This is a genomic window from Azospirillum sp. Sh1 (assembly GCF_008365135.1).
GTDB classification, from domain to species: Bacteria; Pseudomonadota; Alphaproteobacteria; order Azospirillales; family Azospirillaceae; genus Azospirillum; species Azospirillum oryzae.
The window spans coordinates 23,274-43,822 of record NZ_VTTK01000048.1 but is presented as its reverse complement, the minus strand read 5'-3'; the positions used below and the strand labels follow the sequence as shown (position 1 = coordinate 43,822).

General features: G+C 67.7%; 20 protein-coding genes, 1 other RNA gene and 1 pseudogene. 19 read left to right on the top strand and 3 right to left on the bottom strand.

Features of this window, described 5'->3' with window-relative positions:
• Positions 1 to 183: 183 nt before the first annotated feature.
• A complete protein-coding gene (gene gap / locus FZ029_RS29750; protein ID WP_149273468.1) occupies positions 184 to 1,191 on the bottom strand; it encodes a type I glyceraldehyde-3-phosphate dehydrogenase in 1,008 nt (335 codons plus the stop codon).
• A gap of 59 nt (positions 1,192 to 1,250) precedes the next feature.
• On the bottom strand, positions 1,251 to 3,245 hold the full coding sequence (tkt, locus tag FZ029_RS29745) for a transketolase (RefSeq protein ID WP_149273466.1): 1,995 nt from the start codon (positions 3,243 to 3,245) through the stop codon (positions 1,251 to 1,253).
• Positions 3,246 to 3,642: 397 nt separating this feature from the next.
• On the opposite strand from tkt, the gene FZ029_RS29740 reads away from it, so the two are divergent.
• From FZ029_RS29740 to ftsH, 19 genes and pseudogenes are all read left to right on the top strand, one after another.
• Complete coding sequence (locus FZ029_RS29740; RefSeq protein WP_149273464.1) at positions 3,643 to 3,867, top strand: hypothetical protein; 225 nt, start codon at positions 3,643 to 3,645, stop codon at positions 3,865 to 3,867.
• Between the two features lie 4 nt (positions 3,868 to 3,871).
• On the top strand, positions 3,872 to 4,180 hold the full coding sequence (locus tag FZ029_RS29735; RefSeq protein ID WP_085088805.1) for a cell division protein ZapA: 309 nt from the start codon (positions 3,872 to 3,874) through the stop codon (positions 4,178 to 4,180).
• 14 nt (positions 4,181 to 4,194) lie between these two features.
• Positions 4,195 to 4,358: non-coding RNA, 6S RNA (gene ssrS / locus FZ029_RS29730), on the top strand.
• Between the two features lie 31 nt (positions 4,359 to 4,389).
• Positions 4,390 to 4,974, top strand: a complete 585-nt coding sequence (locus FZ029_RS29725) for a 5-formyltetrahydrofolate cyclo-ligase (protein WP_149273462.1) — start codon at positions 4,390 to 4,392, stop codon at positions 4,972 to 4,974.
• 80 nt (positions 4,975 to 5,054) lie between these two features.
• A complete protein-coding gene (locus tag FZ029_RS29720) occupies positions 5,055 to 5,879 on the top strand; it encodes a TIGR00282 family metallophosphoesterase (protein WP_149273460.1) in 825 nt (274 codons plus the stop codon).
• A gap of 171 nt (positions 5,880 to 6,050) precedes the next feature.
• Entirely contained in the window at positions 6,051 to 6,803 is a 753-nt protein-coding gene (locus FZ029_RS29715) for a YebC/PmpR family DNA-binding transcriptional regulator (RefSeq protein ID WP_149197323.1), read from the top strand.
• A gap of 69 nt (positions 6,804 to 6,872) precedes the next feature.
• Positions 6,873 to 7,352, top strand: a pseudogene (gene ruvC / locus FZ029_RS33780) (crossover junction endodeoxyribonuclease RuvC); the annotation flags it as partial.
• Positions 7,353 to 7,358: 6 nt separating this feature from the next.
• Positions 7,359 to 7,943, top strand: coding sequence for an endonuclease domain-containing protein (locus FZ029_RS33775; RefSeq protein ID WP_348771141.1), 585 nt, complete (start codon positions 7,359 to 7,361; stop codon positions 7,941 to 7,943).
• Positions 7,940 to 8,566, top strand: a complete 627-nt coding sequence (gene ruvA, locus FZ029_RS29705; RefSeq protein ID WP_149197322.1) for a Holliday junction branch migration protein RuvA — start codon at positions 7,940 to 7,942, stop codon at positions 8,564 to 8,566. Before FZ029_RS33775 ends, ruvA begins: the two co-directional genes overlap by 4 nt.
• On the top strand, positions 8,563 to 9,636 hold the full coding sequence (gene ruvB, locus FZ029_RS29700; protein ID WP_149273458.1) for a Holliday junction branch migration DNA helicase RuvB: 1,074 nt from the start codon (positions 8,563 to 8,565) through the stop codon (positions 9,634 to 9,636). The genes ruvA and ruvB overlap by 4 nt, the downstream gene beginning before the upstream one ends.
• On the top strand, positions 9,629 to 10,111 hold the full coding sequence (ybgC, locus tag FZ029_RS29695; RefSeq protein ID WP_149273456.1) for a tol-pal system-associated acyl-CoA thioesterase: 483 nt from the start codon (positions 9,629 to 9,631) through the stop codon (positions 10,109 to 10,111). The genes ruvB and ybgC overlap by 8 nt, the downstream gene beginning before the upstream one ends.
• A 63-nt stretch (positions 10,112 to 10,174) precedes the next feature.
• Entirely contained in the window at positions 10,175 to 10,906 is a 732-nt protein-coding gene (gene tolQ, locus FZ029_RS29690; protein WP_149273454.1) for a protein TolQ, read from the top strand.
• 3 nt (positions 10,907 to 10,909) lie between these two features.
• Positions 10,910 to 11,392: a biopolymer transporter ExbD gene (locus FZ029_RS29685; RefSeq protein WP_109074590.1), complete on the top strand. Its 483-nt coding sequence runs from the start codon at positions 10,910 to 10,912 to the stop codon at positions 11,390 to 11,392.
• Between the two features lie 16 nt (positions 11,393 to 11,408).
• The gene (locus FZ029_RS29680; RefSeq protein WP_149273452.1) at positions 11,409 to 12,623 is read left to right on the top strand and encodes a hypothetical protein; all 1,215 of its coding nucleotides are present in this window, start codon (positions 11,409 to 11,411) and stop codon (positions 12,621 to 12,623) included.
• Positions 12,624 to 12,625: 2 nt separating this feature from the next.
• Positions 12,626 to 13,978 (top strand): Tol-Pal system beta propeller repeat protein TolB, encoded by a 1,353-nt coding sequence (gene tolB, locus FZ029_RS29675; RefSeq protein ID WP_149197317.1) that lies wholly within the window; start codon positions 12,626 to 12,628, stop codon positions 13,976 to 13,978.
• Between the two features lie 148 nt (positions 13,979 to 14,126).
• A complete protein-coding gene (pal, locus tag FZ029_RS29670; protein ID WP_109074611.1) occupies positions 14,127 to 14,597 on the top strand; it encodes a peptidoglycan-associated lipoprotein Pal in 471 nt (156 codons plus the stop codon).
• A gap of 466 nt (positions 14,598 to 15,063) precedes the next feature.
• Positions 15,064 to 15,927 carry a tol-pal system protein YbgF gene (gene ybgF, locus FZ029_RS29665; protein ID WP_188052115.1) on the top strand — a complete coding sequence of 288 codons (864 nt, stop codon included), beginning with the start codon at positions 15,064 to 15,066 and terminating at the stop codon, positions 15,925 to 15,927.
• Positions 15,915 to 17,279 (top strand): tRNA lysidine(34) synthetase TilS, encoded by a 1,365-nt coding sequence (gene tilS / locus FZ029_RS29660; protein ID WP_247892559.1) that lies wholly within the window; start codon positions 15,915 to 15,917, stop codon positions 17,277 to 17,279. Before ybgF ends, tilS begins: the two co-directional genes overlap by 13 nt.
• Before the next feature lie 82 nt (positions 17,280 to 17,361).
• Positions 17,362 to 19,299 carry an ATP-dependent zinc metalloprotease FtsH gene (ftsH, locus tag FZ029_RS29655; protein ID WP_149197313.1) on the top strand — a complete coding sequence of 646 codons (1,938 nt, stop codon included), beginning with the start codon at positions 17,362 to 17,364 and terminating at the stop codon, positions 19,297 to 19,299.
• An 83-nt stretch (positions 19,300 to 19,382) separates the two neighbouring features.
• On the opposite strand, the gene FZ029_RS29650 is transcribed toward ftsH, so the two are convergent.
• Positions 19,383 to 20,528 (bottom strand): hypothetical protein, encoded by a 1,146-nt coding sequence (locus tag FZ029_RS29650; protein ID WP_246798990.1) that lies wholly within the window; start codon positions 20,526 to 20,528, stop codon positions 19,383 to 19,385.
• Between the last annotated feature and the right edge of the window lie 21 nt (positions 20,529 to 20,549).

The following is a 20,549-nucleotide window of genomic DNA, read 5'->3' as shown; positions in this document are numbered from 1 at the left end:
GAAAAACACAGCCCAGCGCAATTCGTCACGCCCGACCCGTCTATCGCTTCCCTCTCATGTTAGCGCCTATGGGAGGGAAGGGGCCCATGCGCAGCATGGGAGGGGAGGGGGCAGTCGAACCCTCCACAACAAAAAAAGGGCGCCTCCCTTGCGGAAGGCGCCCTTTTCTTGCCTAAGCGAGGCTTACTTGGCGTTCGCCATGGCGACGGCGGTGTCGCTCATGCGGTTGGAGAAGCCCCACTCGTTGTCGTACCAGGTCATGATGCGGACGAAGTTGCCGTCGATGACCTTGGTCTCGTTCAGCGCGAAGATCGAGCTGTTCGGGTCATGGTTGAAGTCGGTCGAAACCAGATCTTCGGTGTAGGCGGCCAGCACCCCCTTCAGCGGGCCGTTGGCGGCGTCGGAGATCGCCTTGGTGATCTCCTCGACCGAGGTGGCGCGCTTGGCGGTGAACTTGAAGTCGACGACCGACACGTTCGGGGTCGGAACGCGCATGGCGGTGCCGTCCAGCTTGCCCTTCAGTTCCGGCAGCACCTTGCCGACGGCCTTGGCGGCGCCGGTGGAGGTCGGGATCATGTTCAGGGCCGCGGCGCGGGCGCGGTGCAGGTCCTTGTGGTTGGTGTCGACGATCCGCTGGTCACCCGTGTAGGAGTGGATCGTGGTCATGAAGCCCTTCTCGATGCCCACCAGGTTGTGGAGGACATGCGCGACCGGGGCCAGGCAGTTGGTGGTGCAGGAGGCGTTCGAGACGATCTTGTGCTCGGCGGTCAGCTTGTCGTGGTTGACGCCGTAGACGACGGTGATGTCCTCGTCGGTGGCCGGGGCCGAGATCAGCACCTTCTGCGCACCGGCTTCCAGATGCTTGGCGGCGTCGGCACGCTTGGTGAAGATGCCCGAGCATTCCATGGCGATCTCGATGCCGAGATCCTTCCACGGCAGCTTGGCCGGGTCACGCTCCTGCACGACCTTGATGGAGTGGCCGTTGACGATGAGGACACCGTCGCCGGTCTCGATGGTGCCGGGGAAGCGGCCGTGGACGCTGTCGTACTTCAGCAGGTGCGCGTTGGCCTTCAGATCGGCGAGGTCGTTGATCGCCACGACCTCCACGTCCTTGCGGCCGCTCTCGTAGATGGCGCGCAGAACCAGACGGCCGATGCGGCCAAAACCGTTGATCGCTACCCGTACAGCCATGACTTCCTCCAGTTGGATATGGGGCGCCCGAATTCTGCTGGACGCCCCTTCGGCTTCTCTCAGAGACGCGCCTTAACGGCGTCCACGACCGCTTCGGCGGTGATGCCGAAGTGCTTGTACAGTTCCTGGTACGGGGCCGATTCGCCGAAGCCGGCCATGCCGACGAAGGCGCCGTTCGCGCCCAGCCAGCGGTCCCAGCCCAGACGGATCGCCGCCTCGACGCCGACGCGCACGCCGGTGCCGAGCACCGACGCCTTGTACGCATCGTCCTGGCGCTCGAACAGTTCCCAACTCGGCATAGACACAACGGCGGTGCCGATGCCCTGGGCCTGCAGGGCCTTGCGGGCCTCCATCGCCAGCGACACTTCCGAACCGGTGGCGAGGATGGTCGCCTTGCGCTCGCCCTCGGCCTCGGCCAGGACATAGGCGCCGCGGGCGGACAGGTTGTCGGCGGTGTGCTCGGTGCGCAGCGTCGGCACGTTCTGGCGGGTCAGCGCCAGGACCGACGGGCTGCCGGTGGCCTCAAGCGCGATCTGCCAGCACTCGGCCGTCTCGACCGCGTCGGCCGGGCGCAGGACCAGCAGGTTGGGGATGGCGCGCAGAGCGGCCAGATGCTCCACCGGCTGGTGGGTCGGGCCGTCTTCGCCGAGACCGATCGAGTCGTGGGTCATAACGAAGATCGTGCGCTGCTTCATCAGCGCGGCCAGACGGATCGACGGACGGCAATAGTCGGCGAACTGCATGAAGGTGCCGCCGTAGGGGATGATGCCGCCATGCAGCGTCATGCCGTTCATCAGCGTCGCCATGCCGTGCTCGCGCACGCCGTAGCGGACGTAACGGCCGGCGAACTCGCCCTTGCCCTTCACGTCGGCGGTGTTCTTGACCTTGGTGTTGTTCGACGGCGTCAGGTCAGCGGAGCCGCCGATCAGCTCGTGGATCGCCGGGACCAGGACCTCCAGCGTGTTGCCGGAAGCGACGCGGGTCGCCCAGCTCGGCTTCTCGGCGCTGACCTTCTGCTTGAAGGCGACGATGGTGTCGGCCAGGGCGGAGGGAACGCCGCGGCCGAAGGCCTCGTCGAACGCCTTGCCGGCACCATCGGTCAGGGTGGCGCGGCGGCCGGCCCAGGCGGCATAGGCGTCGGCGCTGCGGGAACCGGCGGCGCGCCAGGCGGACAGAACCTCGTCGGGAACGACGAAGGGCTCATGGGTCCAGCCGATGGCGGTGCGGGTCGCGGCGACCTCGTCGGCGCCCAGCGGCGAGCCGTGGCAGCCGTGGGTGTTGGCCTTGTTCGGCGCACCCTTGCCGATGATGGTGCGGCAGGCGATCAGCGTCGGCTTGTCGGTGGAGGTCCGGGCCTGGGCGATGGCCTTCGACACGGCGTCGGTGTCGTGGCCGTCGACGGCGATGGTGTTCCAGCCGTAGGAGCGGAAGCGCGCCTGGGTGTCGTCGGTGAAGCTGAGGTCGGTCGAACCGTCGATGGAGATGTGGTTGTCGTCCCACAGCACGATCAGGCGGTTCAGCCCGAGATGGCCGGCCAGCGAGCAAGCTTCGTGGCTGACGCCCTCCATCAGGTCGCCGTCCGAGGCGATGACGTAGGTGTAGTGGTCGATCAGCTCGTCGCCGAAGCGGGCGTTGGTGATCCGCTCCGCCAGCGCCATGCCGACCGCGGTGGAGACGCCCTGGCCGAGCGGGCCGGTGGTCATCTCGATGCCCAGGCTGGGGTCGACTTCCGGGTGGCCGGGCGTCAGGCTGCCCAGCTGGCGGAAGCGCTTGATCTCGTCGATGGTCATCCGCTCGTAGCCGGTCAGGTAGGCCAGCGAGTAGATCAGCATCGACCCGTGGCCGGCCGACAGCACGAAGCGGTCGCGGTCGGGCCAGGACGGGTTCTTCGGATCGAACTTCAGGAACTGGGTGAACAGGACCGTGGCGACGTCGGCCATGCCCATCGGCATGCCCGGGTGGCCGGACTTCGCGGCCTCGACCGCGTCCATGGAGAGCGCGCGGATCGCGCTGGCCATCGTGTGGAGGGAGGGCTGGGCGGAGGCAGCGGACATCTGGCGTTTCCTGCGGAGTCGGGCGCGGTTGCGGCGTCGGCAACGGACGTTGCGCGGTCGCCTTGGAAGGCGCCGCGAAACGGGCGCACCATGCAGAACCGCCGTCCGCAGGTCAACATGGGAATGGGGTAGGAAATGGTATGGCAGAGGCCCCTCTTCCGTGTGGGATGCGCTCCGTCCGGCATTGTTTCGTCACTGTCGCATCCGCTGCGGCCTTCCGTCACGCCCCGGTATTCCGTATGGGCATTCGGTGGAACAAGCCGTCGTGACGGTTGACGCGGTCGGTGTGCCGGCCCAACTCTAGGCGCTGCGATAAGGCAGCGGTTCGGCTTGGCGCAGCGCCGATCGAGCTTCTACGCCTAGAACATGACGTGCCCACAGGTCGAGGTTGACGTCCATGGATTCCCTGAAAGCCGCTCTCGACCGTCTCGGCCGCGCTGTGGACCGGCTGGAACATGCCGCGACGGCCCGTGATGAGCGGGTGGTCCGGCGCGAACAGGACTTGTCGCAGGCGCTGGAAACCGCGCGGGCGGACCGGGCGACCGCCCAGGCCACCGCCGAGGCGGTATCCCAGCGGCTGGAGGTCGCCATCACCCGACTGCAACAAGTGCTGGAGAGCTGACGCCATGGCCCAGGTCGACATCGAAGTGAACGGCCGCTTCTATCGCATGCTGTGCGAGGACGGCCAGGAAGCGCGGCTGCGGGAACTGGCGGCCTACGTCGACGAGCGTCTGCGCCGGCTGACCGGCGGCGGCCGCAGCGGGTCGGAGGCGCAGATGATGCTGATGACCTGTCTGGTGCTGGCCGACGAACTGCAGGACGTGATGTCCGGCAAGGGCATCGCCCCTGCCGTGGACGAGGGCGCGGTGGTCGGCGAACTCGATCGTGTGGCAAAACGCATCGAAGAGGTTGCCGCGCGGCTCGAGCGCGCCTAGATTGGTACACGGAAGGACCGCTGCCTGGTTCGACAGGCTGCAATAATCCCCAGGGCCGATAACCTTGATCTCTAGGGAGCTGTCCCTGTCCGGCCCATAGGGCCGGGTATATGGCGCCCACCTGCTCATGCAGGCCATGGAGGATAGGCATATGGCCACCGGCCGAGGCGGCACCTTCCACCCTTTTCTCCCTTGCCGTGCAGTCCGCGATGACCGACCCGCAAGCCAAGGACGCCGCCCGACGCGAGGCGCGCGTCCGGCGCGACGCCATCGCCGACTCCGACCGCCCCGCCGCATCCGCCACCGTGCGCGACCGCATCGCCGAATTGGCGTCGGACGGGCATCTGCCGCGCGGCGACGCCGGGGGATATTGGCCGCTCGGCTCCGAACTCGACGCGCGGCCGGCTTTGCTCCATCTTAAAGAACTCGGTCATACGGTCGGGCTGCCGGTCTCGGGGCCGCGCGGGACCGCGCTGGTCTTCCGCGACTGGGATCCCGAGGCGCCCATGGCGGCCGGCCGTTACGGCATCCAGGAACCGGCGGAGGGGCGTGCTGTGCTGCGGCCGTTGCTGCTGCTGGTGCCGCTGCTGGCCTTCGACCGCTCGGGGCATCGGCTGGGCTATGGTGCCGGCTATTACGACCGGACGCTGGATAGCTTGCGCGATGGCGGGGCGGTGGTCGCGGTCGGCGTTGCCTTCGCGGCGCAGGAAATACCGGCGGTGCCGGTGGACGGCCATGACGAGCGGCTGGATTGGATCGTGACGGAGCGCGAGACGCTCCGCATTCGTAAGTGAGCTTTATGTTTGACGATCGGATTCACGCTTCAAATCGATACCGATTTTACGCGATCCGATCTTATCGGGAAGGTTGGGCGATGCGGATTCTGTTCTTCGGCGATGTGGTGGGCCGGGCCGGGCGCGAGGCGGTGCTGGCGCACATGCCGATGCTGCGCGAACGGCTGGACCCCGACCTGACCGTGGTCAACGGCGAGAATTCGGCCGGCGGCTATGGCGTCACCGTCAAGATCGCCGAGGAGTTCTTCGAGGCCGGCATCGACGTGGTGACGCTCGGCAACCACACCTGGGACCAGAAGGAACTGGTCGGCACCATCGAGCAGCAGCCGCGCATCATCCGCCCGCTGAACTACCCGGAAGGCACGCCCGGCCGCGGATTCGTCCTGTTGCAGGCGCGCGGCGGGCGCAAGGTGCTGGTCGTCAACGTGCTGCTGCGGCTGTTCATGGAACCGATGGACGACCCGTTCGCCGCGGTGGACCGGGTGCTGAAGGCGCACCGGCTGGGACCGGGCGGCGTCGATGCCGTGCTGGTCGACATGCATGGCGAGGCCACCAGCGAGAAGATGATCATGGGCCATTTCTGCGACGGCCGCGCCTCGCTGGTGGTGGGCACCCACAGCCATGTGCCGACCGCCGACCACATGGTCCTGCCGAAGGGCACCGCCTATCAGTCGGACGCCGGCATGTGCGGCGATTACGACAGCGCCATCGGCATGAAGAAGGAGGTGGCGCTGGCCAAGATGGTGCGGAAGCTGCCGACCGAACGGCTGTCCCCGGCGGAAGGGGAGGGCACCGTCTGCGGCTGCTATGTGGAGACCGACGACCGCACCGGGCTGGCGGTCCGCATCGAGCCTCTGCGTATCGGCGGGCGGCTGAGCCAGACTTTGCCGGAACGGATGCAGTAGGGCGTTCACGGCTTCGGCCCGGTCGCGCCGCAATCTCGCCATATTGACTTTCTAATCCCGTGGGTGTCGTCTCCCGCGCCGAAAAGGTGCGGTGGGGCGGCAGACCTGTTACATGTGTCGTGCGCTCACCCCGCCCGATTGACCAATTCCGTTTCGAGGCTCGTTCGACCCATGGCCGGTCATTCCCAGTTCAAGAACATCATGCACCGCAAGGGCGCGCAGGACGCCAAGCGGTCCAAGATCTTCAACAAGCTCGCCCGCGAGATCACCGTGGCCGCCAAGAGCGGCCTGCCGGACCCGGCGGCCAACCCGCGCCTGCGCGCCGCCATTCTCGCTGCGCGCGTGCAGAACATGCCGCGCGACCGCATCGACCGCGCCATCAAGCAGGGCACGCCCGGCGGCGGCGACGACGCGAACTATGAAGAGGTGCGGTACGAGGGCTACGGCCCCGGCGGCGTCGCGCTGATCGTCGAGGCGCTGACCGACAACCGCAACCGCACGGCGGCGGAAGTGCGCTCCAGCTTCACCAAGTATGGCGGCAGCCTGGGCGAGACCAATTCGGTCAGCTTCATGTTCAACCGCATCGGCGCGATCTTCTACCCGGCCGCCGCCGCGGATGCCGACGCCGTGTTCGAGGTGGCGCTGGAGGCCGGTGCCGACAACGTCGAATCCGACGAGAACGGCCATGAGGTCACCACCACGGTCGAGAATTTCGGCGCCGTGCGCGATGCGCTGGAGGCCAAGTTCGGCGGTGCGGAGAGCGCCCGGCTGACCTGGCGTCCGCTGAACACCGTCGCACCAAGCGAGGATGCCGCGGCCAGCCTGCTGAAACTGCTGGACGTGCTGGAGGACAACGACGACGTCCAGGTGGTCGAAGGCAACTTCGACATCTCCGACGAGCTGATGCAGAAGCTGACCGCGTAAGCTGAACGCGGGTCTTGCAGGCGGAGTGCGGGTGCCGTGTTTGCGCGGGCAGGACGAACTGATGCGGCGATGCCTTCGCCGGTGCGGCTGCTGGGGATCGACCCCGGCCTGCGCCACACCGGCTGGGGCATCATCGACGTGGCGGGCAACCGCCTGAGCCACGTCGCCGACGGCGCCGTGCATTCCGACGACTCCTGCCCGCTGGCCGAACGGCTGGTGCAGCTCCACGACGCCCTGTCGGCGGTGGTGGAGCGCTACCGCCCCGACGAGGCGGCGGTGGAGGAGACCTTCGTCAACAGCAACGCGGTCTCGACGCTGAAGCTGGGTCAGGCCCGCGCCGTCGCGTTGCTGGTGCCGGCCCAGGCCGGGCTGGCGGTGGCGGAATACGCCAACAACATGGTCAAGAAGGCGGTCGTCGGGCAGGGCCGCGCCGAAAAGGCGCAGGTCCAGACGATGGTGCGCCTGCTGTTGCCCGGCTGCGAGATCGGCTCGCCGGACGCCGCCGACGCGCTGGCCGTGGCGATCTGCCACGCGCACCATCGCGCAAGTTGGACGATGTGGCGGCGGGGGGATGCACGAACCCAGACGAGCAATCCCCTCTCCCCCCCGGGGAGAGGGCAGGGTGAGGGGGACGCGCGGCGTGCCTCGCCCAAGACTCCACGCGGTGCTTCCCCCTCACCCCGACCCTCTCCCCGGGGGGGAGAGGGGGACGGTCCCCTTGGGCGAGTGGGAGATATGGCGAGCATCGCAAAGGCGAAGCCCACTGAATACATAACGGACCGGGCGCGCGATCTGCGGATGAACGCCACGGACGTGGAAAAGATCGTCTGGCAGAAGCTGCGCAATGCCCAGCTCGGCGCGAAATTCCGACGGCAGGAGCCGATCCTGGGCTTCGTCGCAGATTTCGTCGCCCATGACCATCGCCTGATCATCGAATTGGACGGCGGCCAGCATGCCGAGCAGCGCGCTGCCCACGACGAGAGGCGGTCGCGCATGCTGGAGCAGGCCGGCTTCCGCATCCTGCGCTTCTGGAACACCGACGTGATCGACAATCTGGACGGCGTGCTGGAGACCATCCGCGCGCGTCTCGAAGAGACCCCCATTCTTCGCAGCCAGCCCTCGGGCCGGGAGTTCCCATGATCGCCAAGCTGACCGGCATCGTCGATTCCACCGGCACCGACTGGGTCGTGCTCGACGTGAACGGCGTCGGTTACCTGCTGTCCTGCTCCAACCGCACGCTGTCGCGCATGGCGGTGGGCGAGCGGGCGTCGCTGGTGGTCGAGACCTTCATCCGCGAGGAACGCATCGTCCTGCACGGCTTCGGCGAGCAGGCCGAGCGCGAGTGGTTCAAGCTGCTGACCACCATCCAGGGCGTCGGCGCCCGGCTGGCGCTGTCGATCCTGGGCGTGCTCGATCCCGACCAGCTGACCCGCGCCATCGCCTCGCAGGACAAGACCGCGCTGGTGCGGGCCGACGGTGTCGGGCCAAAGGTGGCGGCGCGCATCCTCAACGAATTGAAGGACAAGGTCGGAAATCTGGCGCTCGGCCCCGCGGCCACCGCCGGCGCGCCGGCCGGCAAGGGCGCCCCCGCCGCCGTGCCGGGCGCCAGCCCGGCGCTGGCCGACGCGGTGTCGGCGCTGGTCAATCTCGGCTATGGCCGGTCGGAGGCCTTCGGCGCGGTCGTCGCCGCCGGGCGGGTGCTGGGCGATGACGCCGGCGTGTCCGATCTGATCCGCCAGGGCCTCAAGGAACTGAGCCAATGAGCGACCCCCAAAACGATCGTCTGGTCCAGCCGGGCCAGGGCCACGGCGATTCGGCCGAGGCATCGATCCGCCCGCTGTCGCTCGCCGAGTTCATCGGCCAGCGCCAGGCGCGCGAGAACCTGTCGATCTTCATCCAGGCCGCCCGCTCCCGCAACGAGGCGCTGGACCATGTGCTGCTGTTCGGGCCCCCCGGCCTGGGCAAGACCACGCTGGCGCAGATCGTGGCGCGCGAGCTGGGGGTGGGGTTCCGCGCCACTTCCGGCCCGGTCATCGCGCGGGCCGGCGATCTGGCGGCGCTGCTGACCAATTTGCAGCCGCACGACGTCCTCTTCATCGACGAGATTCATCGCCTTAATCCCGCCGTGGAAGAGGTGCTCTATCCCGCCATGGAGGATTTCCAGCTCGACCTCATCATCGGCGAAGGCCCGTCGGCGCGGTCCATCCGGATCGACCTGCCGCCCTTCACGCTTGTCGGCGCCACGACGCGCAGCGGCCTGATCACGCGCCCCTTGCGCGAACGCTTCGGCATTCCCGTGCGCCTGCAGTTCTACGAGCCGGATGAGCTGGAACTGATCGTGCGCCGCGCCGCCGGCGTGCTGGGCATGGGCATCACGCCGGAGGGCGCCCGCGAGATCGCCAACCGGTCGCGGGGCACGCCACGTGTGTCGGGCCGGCTGCTGCGCCGGGTGCGCGATTTCGCCGCGGTCGCCGGGGTGGAGGAGGTCGACAAGCGAGTCGCCGATGCCGCCCTGACCCGGCTGGAGGTCGACCGGCTGGGGCTGGACAGCATGGACCGCCGCTATCTCGGGCTGGTCGCCAACAACTATGGCGGCGGGCCGGTGGGCGTCGAGACGCTGGGCGCCGCTCTGGGTGAACAGCGCGACGTGTTGGAGGAGGTGGTCGAACCCTACCTGATCCAGCAGGGCTTCCTGCAGCGCACGCCGCGCGGGCGCATGCTGACCGACCAGGGCTTCCGATATCTCGGCCTCAACCCGCCGAACGCGCCGATCCGTCAGCTCGACCTGCTGGACCGGGTTCCCAACCCGACAGACGAGGGTGACGATGAGTGAGGCGACGACCTCCCTCTCGGGCTGGTTCGCGGATGACGGCACGCACCGCTATCCGCTGCGGGTCTATTACGAGGATACCGACGCCGGCGGCATCGTCTATCACGCCAATTACCTGCGATTCGCGGAGCGGGCGCGGACGGAGATGCTGTACCTGATGGGCTTCCGTCAGAAGGAAATGGCGGAGGGTTTGGGCGATGTCACAGGTGTGTCATTTGCGGTACGGCGCCTGACCATCGATTTTGACGCCCCTGCCAAGCTGGAGGACACGCTTGAAGTGGAAACCCGAATCGTCGATATCCGCGGAGCCTCCTTCGCAGTTGCACAAGTCATCCGCCGCGACGGTCGCGTGCTGGCGCGCGCCGACCTGCAGCTGGTGACGATAAACCGGGCCGGGCGGGCCGTGCGCCTTCCCGAACCGGTGAAAGCGGCGATGGAGTCGCTGCATGCAAAGCAAAGCTCTTCGATGCCTGCCTGACCTCGAACGACCGTTTCCCTTCCACACCCCCGTGCCAACAGCGCAACCGCGAGACTGACTGCGATGGACGCCCTGCAAACCGCCCAACTGGCCGGCAACGCCGCCACGACGGCACATGAAATCACGATCCTCGGCCTGTTCTGGCAGGCCGACGCGGTCGTCAAGATCGTGATGATGATGCTCGTCGTCGCCTCGATCTGGTGCTGGGCGATCATCATCGAAAAGCTGATGCGGATCCGCCGCCTGAACGCCCAGGCCGACGCCTTCGAAGAAGCCTTCTGGTCGGGCGGGTCGCTCGACGCGCTGTACGACCGCATCGGCCAGACCCCGGCCGACCCGATGGCCGCGACCTTCTCCGCCGGCATGCGCGAGTGGCGCCACGCCGCCGACCGCGGCATCGGCGGCACCATGAAAAGCTCGCTGCAGCAGAGGGTCGAGCGGGTGATGGCGGTGACCATCGGCCGCGAGATGGCGCGGGCCGAACGCTACATGACCTTCCTGGCCTCGGTCGGCTCGACGGCTCCCTTCATCGGCCTGTTCGGCACGGTGTGGGGCATCATGAACTCCTTCACCTCGATCGCCGGCTCGGGCAACACCAGCCTCGCCGTGGTGGCGCCGGGCATCGCCGAGGCGCTGTTCGCCACCGCCATGGGCCTGCTGGCCGCCATCCCGGCGGTGCTGTCCTACAACAAGTTCTCCACCGATCTCGGCCGCTACGCCGACCGGCTGGACACCTTCTCGGGCGAGTTCTCGGCGATCCTGTCCCGCCACCTCGAGGAGCGGGGAGCCGCCTGAACCATGGCCGGACAACTCGCAGGCAAATCCCACGGACGCGGCAAGCGCCGGGGCTATCGCGCGATGGCCGAGATCAACATGACGCCGTTCATCGACGTCATGCTGGTCCTGCTGATCGTCTTCATGGTCGCCGCCCCGATGCTGACCGTCGGCGTGCCGGTCGACCTGCCCAAGACCAACGCCGCTCCGCTGGAGCAGCAGAAGGACCCGCTGTTCGTCACCGTGCAGACCGACGGCCGCGTCTTCGTCCAGGAGACGCCGGTCGAACTGGGCAACATGGTGCCGCTGCTGATCGCGGTGACCAACAACAACCCGGAGGCCCGCATCCTGGTCCGCGGCGACGCCAAGATCGCCTATGGCAAGATGCTGGAGGTGATGGGCACCATGAGCGCCGCCGGCTTCAAGAAGGTCGGCCTGGTCGCCGAGATGCCGAACGGTCCGACCGCGTCCAGCGCGCGGGTCGGCGCCCCCAAACCGGCGCGTTGAGGCGGGCGGAACTCCCATGCGCAAGCCCCTGATCGCCTCGGCGGTGCTGCACGTCGCGCTGGTCGCGCTGTTCGTGCTTGGCCTGCCGCCCAGCGATCGCAAGCTCGAAATCGCTTCCTCGATCCCGATCGAGATCGTCGACATCGGCGAGGTCACCCAGGCCGCCCGGGTCGAGAAGGGCGAGCCCAAGCCGGCCAACGCCGCGCCGCGCCCGCCGATGCCCGAGGCCAAGCCGTCCCCGCCGGCGCCCGAGCCGCCGGACGAGGAGGACGAACCGCCGCCGCCGCCCCCGCCGCCTGCCAAGACGCCGGAGCCGCCGAAGGTCGCCCAGGTGCCGCCGCCCCCGCGCGAGCCGACGCCGCCGCCCAAGCCTGCCCCGACTCCGCCTCCTCCTCCGCCGCCACCCCCGCCGCCTCCGCCCCCGGATCCGGCGCCGTCGCCGACTCCGAAGCCGCCGGAGCCTCCCAAGCCCGAGCCGCCGAAGCCGGAACCGCCCAAACCGGAACCGCCGAAGCACGAGCCCAAGCCTGAGCCTCCGAAACCGGAGCCGCCCAAGCCTGAGCCGCCCAAGCCGGAGCCGAAGAAGCCCGAGCCGCCCAAGCACGAGCCGAAGCCGGAACCGCCCAAGGCGGAACCGAAGAAGCCGGAGCCTGCGAAGGAGGTCGCCAAGGCCGAGCCGAAGAAGGCGGAGACGCCGGCCAAGCAGCCGGAGAAGCCGTCGGCCAAGACCGACCCGCTGTCCGACCTGCTGTCGAACGTCGGGAAGATCAAGCCGTCGGACAACCCGAAGGCGGACGGCAAGGCATCGGCCAGCGCCAACAGCGACGCCAAGCCCAGCCAGAAGACCGCCTCGGCGGCGCCGGCCGGTGCGGCGAAGGCGACCAACGGCCCCGACAAGCCGTTCAAGCCGTCGGGCCGCGCGCTGGACGCCATCCGCGGCCAGTTGAGCAAGAACTGGAACTTCGACAGCGGCCGCAAGGACGCGGGTTCGATGCAGATCGAGATCCACGTCGAGGTCGGCCGCGACCACAGCGTGATCCGCGCCTGGATCGACGAGAAGTACAAGTCGCGCTATCTGTCGGATGCCGCCTTCCGGGCGTCGGCCGACGCGGCGGTGCGCGCGGTCAAGCGGTCCAGCCCCCTGGACCTGCTGCCGAGCGAGTTCACGTCGCAGACTTATGAAGACTGGCGCTTCATCGTGTTCAATTTCGACCCGAGGGACATGTTCTGACCATGACGACGAAGACGAGGCTTCTGTTGAAGCTGGCCGGGGCCACCGGCGCGCTTCTCCTCTCCCTCGGCGTTGCCGCTCCGCAGGAGGCGCGCGCCGAGTTGCGCATCGACATCACGCGGGGCGTGTCCGAGCCGTTGCCCATCGCGATCACCAGCTTCGCCGGTGCGGGCGGACGCGATGCACAGCTGGGCGCCGACATCTCCAAGGTCATCTCCGCCGACCTGGAGCGCTCCGGCCTGTTCAAGCCGCTGGACCCGCGCGGCTTCCTGCAGACGCCGGAGCAGCTGCGCAGCGGCGAGCCGCGCTACCCGGACTGGAAGGCGCTTGGCGCCCAGGCGCTGGTCGCCGGCAACACCACGACGGGCGGCGACGGCCGCATGAAGGTGGATTTCCGCCTGTGGGACGTCGCCGCCGGCCAGTACATGCAGGGGCTGAGCTACAGCGCCTCGCCGCAGGAATGGCGCCGCATCGCCCACATCGTGGCCGATGCCATCTATAAGCGCCTGACCGGCGAGGACGGCTATTTCGACACGCGCATCGTCTATGTCGCCGAATCCGGCCCGGCGAACGCGCGCAAGAAGCAGCTGGCCATCATGGACCAGGACAGCGCCAACCATCAGTTCCTGACCGACGGCCAGTCCCTGGTCCTGACGCCGCGCTTCTCGCCGACGTCCCAGGAAATCACGTACATGTCGTACTTCAACAAGAAGCCGCGCGTGTACCTGTTCAACATCGACACCGGCCGCCAGGAGGTCCTGGGCGACTTCCCCGGCATGACCTTCGCCCCGCGCTTCTCGCCGGACGGCAACAAGGTCATCATGTCGATGGCCCAGAACGGCAACACCGACATCTACACGCTGGACCTGCGCACCCGCCGCCAGACCCAGCTGACCGACGCGCCGGGCATCGACACCGGTCCCAGCTATTCCCCGGACGGCCAGAAGATCGTCTTCGAGTCGGACCGCGGCGGCACGCAGCAGCTCTATGTCATGGGCGCCGACGGGTCGGGCGTGAAGCGGCTGACCTTCGGCGAGGGCCGTTACGGCACGCCGGTGTGGTCGCCGCGCGGCGATCTGATCGCCTTCACGCGCCAGCGTGGTAGCAGCTTTGCAATCGGCGTAATCCGTCCGGATGGGACGGGGGAACGAATCCTGACCGAAGCCTTCCACGTCGAGGGTCCGACCTGGGCGCCGAATGGCCGTGTTCTTATGTTCTTCAAGGACTTGCCGACGGGCGACGGTCGTGGCCGCAACGCGCAGCTGTACAGCATCGACATCACCGGCGCGAACGAGCGTCGCGTGAGCACCCCGGTCGGCGCGTCGGACCCCGCGTGGTCGCCCTTGATTCCCTAGTGGAGTAGCCCTATTTTGCGGCGGCGCGGGAGCAATGCTCAAGACAAAGGTCGGACGTCGTCTTTTCGTCGGGGATTGGCGAAAAGAAGCGGCTCTCGTGCTGACCAGTCCGGCCACTCAACAATTGTCGTTCAAGGGGTCCCTGAACATGCGTATGAAGTTCCTCGCCCTCGCCGCGGTCGCCCTGCTCGCCGCTTGCGAATCCACGCCGAACGACGCCGCCAACGGCGCCAACACCGGTGCCCAGCAGACCTCGGTCCGTCCGGGCTCGGCTGAAGATTTCGTCGTCAACGTCGGCGACCGCGTCTTCTTCGGCCTCGACCGCTTCGACCTGTCGCCGGAGGCTCGCGCCACCCTCGACCGTCAGGCCAAGTGGCTGCAGACCTACGGTTCGGTCACCGTGACCGTCGAGGGCCATGCCGACGAGCGCGGCACCCGCGAGTACAACCTGGCCCTGGGCGAGCGTCGCGCCAACTCGGTGAAGAACTACCTGGCCGCCAAGGGCATCCCGGCCGGCCGCGTCAACGTCGTCTCCTACGGCAAGGAGCGTCCGGCCGTGGTTGGTTCGAACGAGGCCGCCTGGTCGCAGAACCGCCGTGGCGTGACCGTCGTCAACTGATGACGCCGGTCCCCGCCTGACGGGGAATTGGGAAAAGGCGCCGCCGCCGGGCAACCGGGGCGGCGCCTTTTTCTTTTCGGCGGGCGGTACCTCACCTCATCCCCACGAAGGCGCTATGGCATTCACACAAATCCAGACATTGGTAAACTTCTGGAACAAAAGGAACTTTGCGTCATCCCCGCGAAGGCGGGGAGCCAGGAAACTCCGCAAATCAGCGGCGGATATGGCTGGATTCCTGCCTTCGCGGGAATGACGGCCGAGGAAACAGCTCTCTCCAGTTGCAAGGGCAGAGGGGCTTGTTCGATCAATCGACAGCGCTCCTGCCGACCCTCATCCTGCGTCCGCCGGGTTCTTTGCGCCGATGCACAAGTTCTGCTAAACAGCGGCCATCGCGTCGCCTTTTTCGTTCGCCATGGTCGCCGTGGGTGATTCCCCCGGCATCAGATCTCCTCAGGATCCCACGCGCATGACCAACATCCGTCCCGTCGCCGCCCTGCTGCTGGGTGGCATGCTCGCGGCAAGCCCCGCCCTGGCCCAGTCGAAGGGGCAGATCGAGCGGCTGCAATCGCTGGAAACCCAGGTTGCGGCGCTGGGCGGTCCGGTGGAGGTGGCGCAGCTGTCGCCCTCCGTCGCCGCCGATTTCGAGATCCGGCTGCAGAACCTGGAACGCGCCATCCAGGACCTGACCGGCAAGTACGAGGAATCGACCTATCAGGTCACCCAGCTGCGCGAGCGCCTGGAGAAGGTGAACGCCGACGTGGATTTCCGCCTGAAGGAGTTGGAGAAGGGCGGCGGCGCCACCGGAGGGGCCATGGGCGGCGCAATGGGCGGCGCCATGTCCGACGCCGCGCCGTCCAAGCCGTCGAAGGCCGCCGACGAGAAGAAGCCCGCCGACAAGCCGGCGCAGACCGCCGCGGCCAATCCGCCCTCGACCGCCGGCCTGACGCCGGAAAAGCAGTATGAGCAGGCGTTCGAACTGCTGCGCAACTCCGACTATGACCGGGCGGAAAAGGCCCTGCAGGAGTTCATCGCCAAGAACAAGTCCCACGCCTATGCCGGCAACGCGCAATATTGGCTGGGCGAGAGCTATTACGTCCGCAACCGCTTCCCGGAGGCGGCCCAGGCCTTCGCCGAGGTGCTGTCCAAGTACCGCACCAACCCGAAGGCGGCGGACAGCCTGCTGAAACTGGGCATGACCCTGCAGCAGATGAACAAGAAGTCGGATGCCTGCACCGCCTTCGGCCAGTTGCTGACCAAGTTCCCCGAAGCCTCGGCCAGCGTGAAGCGCCGCGCCGATACGGAGCGCAAGCGCATCAATTGCCCGGCCTGATGGGCGGTTCCGACGACTCCGCAACGGTTTCGGCGGAGGAGTTCGCCCGTGCGATGGCGGCGCTGGGCGGATTCGAACCAGCGCCGGCCGTCGCCGTCGGGATTTCCGGCGGCGGCGACAGCATGGCGCTGGTTCTGCTGCTGCGGCATTGGGTCGCAGAGCGGGGCGGACGTCTGCTGGCGCTGACCGTCGACCACGGCTTGCGGCCCGAATCGGCCGACGAAGCGGCGGCGGTCGGGGCGGCGATGGCCCGACTCGGTATTCCTCACCGCATCCTGCGCTGGGAGGGGAAGAAGCCCTCGGCGGGATTGCAGGCGGCGGCCAGGGCGGCGCGGCACCGGTTGCTGGCCGCGGCCTGTGACGAGTCTGGCATTCTGCATCTGGCGTTGGCCCACCATTGCGACGATCAGGCGGAGACGGTGCTGCTGCGGCTGGCCCGTGGCTCCGGCATCGACGGTCTGGCCGGAATGGCGGCGGTGCGCGCCGATGGGGCGGTGCGGGTGATCCGGCCGCTGCTGGGCTTTTCCCATGACCGGCTGCTGGCGACCTGCCGCGCCGAGGGTGTCGACTGGATCGAGGACCCGTCCAACCACAATCCGCGCTTCGCCCGCGCCCGGCTGCGCGCTGCAGTCGATCTGCTGGGGGGGGAGGGGCTGGACGCCACCCGGTTGGGCGAGGTCGCCCGCCGGGCCGGACGGGCGCGCGCCGCGCTGGAACAGGCGACCGCCGGGTTGCTTGCCGAGGCCGCGACCATACATCCGGAAGGCTGGATCACGCTGCACCCCGCGCCGCTGCTGGCCGCCCCGGCGGAGATCGCGCTGCGGGGGCTGGCCCAGGTGCTGGCCGCAGTCGGCGGGCCGGCCCATCCCGTGCGCGACGAGGCGCTGGAGCGGCTGCTCGGCGCTCTGGCGGAGGGGCAGGGTACGACCTTGGGTGGCTGCGTGGTGCGGCTGCGGCGGGGCGCGGTCATGGTGGCGCGCGAGCCGGTTGCAGCAATGGAGCGGCTGAGCGTGCCGCCGGGCGGGCGGGTGCTGTGGGATGGCCGCTTCGACCTGCGGGTGTCTCCGCGACATGGCAAGCCCATCACGGTCGCGGCGCTGGGGGCGGCGGGCTGGCGCGAATGGGTGGCGCGGATGGCGCCGGAAAAGGCGCCCGATCTGCCGGTACCGGTGCGGGAAACGCTGCCAAGCCTTTGGTCGGCAACGGAATTGCTTGGCGTACCAATGGTTGGTGGGCGATACGGATTCGACGCGGATGGACAGGACCCGATGGACCGCGCGATCTTCCGTCCGCCTTCGTCGTTGGGAAGACCAGCTTTTACGGTTGTTTCGGACCGGCGCGGCATTATTTAATCAGGGAACGTGCCCGTAGGAGTCCGGGGTGCGGCCTTGTCGGCGCACCGCATGGCGATGGGTTCGCAGAAAGGCGTGTGACGTGAACAATTTCGGCAAGAACCTCGCGCTCTGGATCATCATAGGGCTGCTGCTCGTGGCCCTGTTCAATCTGTTCCAGAGTTCTTCCACCCGCAGCCCGCAAACGACCGTTCCGTTCAGCGAGCTTCTCGCCGAAGTGGACCGGGGCCAGGTTGCAGACGTGACGATCAAGGGCAACCAGGTTTCGGGCCATTTCTCGGACGGCCGCTCCTTCAGCACCTATGTCCCGCCCGAAGCGGGTCTGGTGGAGCGCCTGACCAACAAGAACGTCCGGATCAACGCGGTCCCCGACGACAGCAACGTGCCGTCGCTGTTCTCGGTGCTGCTGTCCTGGTTCCCGATGCTTCTGCTGATCGGCGTCTGGATCTTCTTCATGCGCCAGATGCAGTCCGGCGGCGGCAAGGCCATGGGCTTCGGCAAGTCGCGGGCGCGCCTGCTGACCGAAAAGGTCGGCCGCGTGACCTTCGACGACGTCGCCGGCATCGACGAGGCCAAGCAGGAGCTGACGGAAATCGTCGAGTTCCTGAAGGACCCGCAGAAGTTCCAGCGGCTGGGCGGCAAGATCCCGAAGGGCTGCCTGCTCGTCGGTCCTCCGGGCACCGGCAAGACGCTGACCGCCCGTGCGGTGGCCGGCGAAGCCAATGTCCCGTTCTTCACCATCTCCGGTTCGGATTTCGTCGAAATGTTCGTCGGTGTGGGTGCGTCCCGCGTCCGTGACATGTTCGAACAGGGCAAGAAGAACGCCCCCTGCATCATCTTCATCGACGAGATCGACGCGGTCGGACGCCATCGCGGCGCCGGCCTGGGCGGCGGCAACGACGAGCGTGAGCAGACCCTCAACCAGCTGCTGGTCGAGATGGACGGCTTCGAGGCGAACGAGGGCGTGATCCTGATCGCCGCGACCAACCGTCCGGACGTTCTCGATCCCGCGCTGCTGCGTCCGGGCCGCTTCGACCGTCAGGTCGTGGTGCCGAACCCCGACGTGCTGGGCCGCGAGAAGATCCTCAAGGTCCACATGCGCAAGGTCCCGCTGTCGCCGGACGTCGACGCCAAGGTCATCGCCCGCGGCACCCCCGGCTTCTCCGGCGCCGATCTGGCGAACCTCGTCAACGAGGCGGCGCTGCTGGCGGCCCGCATCGGCAAGCGCGTCGTCGGCATGTCCGAGTTCGAGGCCGCCAAGGACAAGGTCATGATGGGTGCGGAACGCCGCTCCATGGTGATGACCGAGGACGAGAAGAAGCTGACCGCCTACCATGAGGCCGGCCACGCCATCTGCGCGATCCACTGCGTCGACAGCGACCCGGTCCACAAGGCCACCATCATCCCGCGCGGCCGTGCGCTGGGCATGGTGATGCGCCTGCCGGAAGGCGACCGCATCAGCCTGTCGCAGGCCAAGCTGCTGGCCGACCTGACCGTCGCCATGGGCGGCCGCATCGCGGAAGAGCTGATCTTCGGCAAGGAGCGGGTGACCACCGGCGCCTCGGGCGACATCAAGATGGCGACCGAGATGTCGCGCCGGATGGTGACGGAGTGGGGCATGAGCGACAAGCTCGGCCCGCTGCTGTACGGCGAGCCGACGCAGGAGGTGTTCCTGGGCCACTCGGTGACCCAGCACAAGAACATGTCCGACCGCACCGCCCAGCTGGTCGACGAGGAGATCCGCCGCATCGTGGACGAGAGCTACGATCGCGCCCGGACCATCCTGACCGAGAACATCGACCAGCTGCACACCCTGGCCAAGGGCCTGCTGGAGTATGAGACGCTGAGCGGCGACGAGATCAACCGTCTGCTGCGCGGCGAGCCGATCCTGCGCGACGACGAGCGCGAGACGATGCCCGTCCCGCCGCGTCCGACCACCGGCACCGGCCGCCGGTCCTCCGTTCCGCCCAGCACCGGGCAGGAAAGCGGCGGCATCGGTCCGGAACCGCAGGGCACCTGAGTTTTCAGGGGTCTGACATGAAGAAGGCGGCGCTGCGAGGCGCCGCCTTCTTCTTTATTAGCTTTCGACAGGGCAGGAACCGCTCAGAGCGAGCCCTTCTGCTCGCGGCGGCGGTCCAGTGCGACGTCGAACTGGCGCAGCAGCTTCTGCATGCCTTCGAAGTACAGCTTGCGCGACGGCGTGTTCTTCATGCAGCGGGCGTCCAGATGGGCGACGCTGGTCAGCGCCGAGACGCAGTAGCCGAGCAGCCAGTAGCGCGAGCGGATGCTGCGCAGGTAGTCGCGGAAAGGCTCCGGCTGGCCGTTCATGAAGCTGCTGAACGACGTCTCGTAGTCCGACAGGATGGTGCGGATGTCGAGCAGCGTCGTCTCCAGCAGCTTGCCCACCCGTTCGATGTGCATCAGCAGCTGGGTCTCGTAGGGCTTGTGCATGCGGATGTCGACCGGGATGCACTCGCGCGACTTCAGCCAGGTCAGGATGGTGCGGGCGCGCGGGGCGATGCGGCGCAGCTGGTATTCGTAGAAGGTCGTGCCCTTCCACGCACTGAAGATGGTGTCGGCCTCCGACCGCTCGATGCCGAAGGCGGAGACGAACAGGCCGGCCTCTTCCAGATTGGGGTTCCAGATCGCCTCCAGGAAGCGCTCGATGCTTCCGGCGCTGCCCTGGCTGCCGGACAGCGCCTTGCGGACGATCGGCTCGATGCGGGCGCGGATCAGGCGGCGGAGCTGGTGGTCCTCCTCGTTGGAGATCAGCCAGTGGCGCGGATCGACGTTGACCTTCTCCGCTTCGAAGCAGGTCTTCAGCAGGAAGGCGTCGAGCGACGGCACGTCGTCGATCATCGACAGCATCTTCATGTCGCCGATGATGCCGTTCTCCTGCGGCCCGTGCTTCAGCCCGAACTGCTCTTCCAGCAGGGTCGCGCTGTTGCGGCCGCGCAGATAGATGGCGATGCCGCCGGCCTCCGGCGCACGGGCGTTGTGCGGCACATAGATGCCGGTTTCCACCGGCCGCTCGCCGCCCTCCAGTTCCTCGTCCTCGGCGATCGGATCGCCGCCGTCGTCTTCGCGGTCGTCGAAGTTCGGGTATTTGAACAGGATGCAGTTGTTCAGGCCCTGGGCCTTGAACATGCGCTGCTCTTCCGGAATCTCGCGCGTGATGGCGATGAGATTCATCGACACGCTGGAGCCGCCATAGAGGATCTGCTCAAGGATCGGAGAAACCGAGTCCATTTTCTTGCGAGCGCGCATGAA